The sequence below is a fragment of the Thioclava sp. SK-1 genome, from assembly GCF_001705665.1.
GTDB lineage: Bacteria > Pseudomonadota > Alphaproteobacteria > Rhodobacterales > Rhodobacteraceae > Thioclava.
Genome location: NZ_MDHA01000077.1, coordinates 1 through 1,981 on the forward strand (window position 1 = coordinate 1; position 1,981 = coordinate 1,981).

Below are 1,981 nucleotides of genomic sequence, written 5' to 3' on the forward strand. Positions count from 1 at the left end.
GAGTAGGTCACCGCCAAACCTAGAAAGCAGCGAAATCATCTCTAAACGATAACAAAAAAAACCAATCACAAAATATAGCGCGGGATGGAGCAGCCCGGTAGCTCGTCAGGCTCATAACCTGAAGGTCGTAGGTTCAAATCCTACTCCCGCAACCAACACTAAGCCCTCAACAATATCATACCCTTCCAACCGCGCGTCGCATGACTGCGCGGATGTTTGCGTTTGGGATCCACGCGCCGTCGCCAGACGCAACAAACCCCCAAGCGCCCCGTGAAGCTCGATCGTCAGACCCGCCCCAGACACATCCGGCGTCAGCACGATCCGATCGACCAACTCACGTAGCGCCTCCTTCGTCGCGCACATCGCGTCCGCATCGCTCAGGCCACGGATCAACGCCCCGACACGCTCGCGATACCTCCGTGCCATGCCGGGATGGTAGCGCAGCGGGGGAGGGGCGGACGCGGTGGACAGCTGCGCCTGGATTTCTGCCCGCCGGGCATCCAGCGTGTTCATCCGGTCCTTCACCTGCGCCGCGGGCACGCCCGCCACGATCGCATCGACCAGCTTGCCGTGATCGGCGATCACGCGTGCGAGCTCCTTCTCGAGGGTGCTGCGCCCGGCCTGTGCGGCCGCCTGCGGTCCCAGACCGGAACCGTGGTGCCTTTCGACACCAGTGCGCCTTGTCGTTGCCGTACGGCCGCCCAGAGCGCATCGTCGATAATCCGCAACTCTGGCACGTCCCTGATCACCCAGTCCTGCTTTGGATTGAGACGGCTGACGCGTTTGCCGGTCATCGGGTCCTTGTCATAGGTCAGCCGATTCCAGATAGACGTGCCGATATAGAGCTCGTTGTTCAGGAGCCCCGTGCCGCGTTCGCGATTGCCATGAATGGTCGAGGCCCCCCCAGCTGCCGCCGCGTGGTCCAGGGATGCGTTCCAGGTTCAGCGCCTCGGCGATCTTCTTTGGTGACAGGCCTCCGGCATAATCTTCCATGATCCGACGCACCACGGCTGCTTCTTCTGGGTGAATGTCGAGATCTCCGCGAAGGCGCTCGCCAGTCTCGTCGAAGGCCCGGACAGCCCGATAGCCAAAGGTCTGCCCGCCCGCGCTTTTGCCGGCCAGCGCCCGGCCGCGCAGGCCTTCGCGGGTCTTCTTCGACAGATCGCTCAGGAACATCGCGTTCATCGTGCCCTTCAGCCCGATATGCAGTTCACTGATCTGGCCCTCGCTGACCGTCTCGATACTCACGCGGGCAAACTGTAGCTGCTGGTAGAGGCTTGCGATATCGGCCTGATTACGGCTCAGGCGGTCCAGCGCATGGGCAAGGACTGGACCTGTCGCGTATTTGTGCCGCCCCCAGTGCTCGTTTAAGCCCCTTGGCGTTCGAAGGCCAAGGGGCTTTTGCCTCCCAATGCTGAGTGCCGACGGCGCGGGTTATAGAAGCCGTTGATGTATTGGAAGATGGCGGTTTCGGCCTGGCGTCGGGTCTCCCACGTGCGGCGCCAGATCAGCTCGGCCTTGATGGTCTTGAAGAAGGTTTCGACGGCGGCGTTGTCGTAGCAATTGCCCTTGCCACTCATCGACATCTTGAACCCATGCTCGCGCAGGACCTTCTGGTAGTCATGCGAACAGTATTGGCTGCCGCGATCGCTGTGGAAGATGCAGCCCCTGGGCGGTGACCGCAGGGTGATGGCCATCTTCAGCGCCCGGATCGCCAGGTCGCGTTTCATGCGGTTGCTGACAGCCCAGCCAATCACACGGCGTGAATGCAGATCGAGGATGACCGCCAAATACAACCACCCTTCACGGGTCCAGATGTAGCTGATATCGCCCGCCCATTTCTGGTTGGGCCGCTCCGCCGTGAAGTCACGGTCCAGCAGGTTTGGCGCGATGTTGAACGTATGATCGCTGTCTGTGGTCGCCTTGAATTTGCGCGTTCTTTCAACGGTGATCCCGTTTTCGCGCATCAGGCGACCGACGC

At 61.4% G+C, this 1,981-nt stretch carries 3 protein-coding genes and 1 tRNA gene; 1 reads left to right on the forward strand and 3 read right to left on the reverse strand.

Annotated features, from left to right (window positions below; genetic code table 11):
- The first annotated feature begins 78 nt into the window (after nt 1-78).
- A tRNA-Met gene (locus BFP70_RS18095) sits at nt 79-155 on the forward strand.
- 426 nt (nt 156-581) lie between these two features.
- Here the strand turns inward: BFP70_RS18095 and BFP70_RS21485 are convergent.
- From BFP70_RS21485 to BFP70_RS18105, 3 genes are all read right to left on the reverse strand, one after another.
- Nucleotides 582-890 carry a recombinase family protein gene (locus BFP70_RS21485; RefSeq protein ID WP_369820222.1) on the reverse strand — a complete coding sequence of 103 codons (309 nt, stop codon included), beginning with the start codon at nt 888-890 and terminating at the stop codon, nt 582-584.
- Entirely contained in the window at nt 805-1,413 is a 609-nt protein-coding gene (locus BFP70_RS21490; RefSeq protein ID WP_369820223.1) for a recombinase family protein, read from the reverse strand. Before BFP70_RS21490 ends, BFP70_RS21485 begins: the two co-directional genes overlap by 86 nt.
- Nucleotides 1,368-1,981 (reverse strand): IS3 family transposase (locus BFP70_RS18105; RefSeq protein WP_066013172.1); only part of this gene is annotated, 614 nt, incomplete at its 5' end. The genes BFP70_RS21490 and BFP70_RS18105, both read right to left, overlap by 46 nt.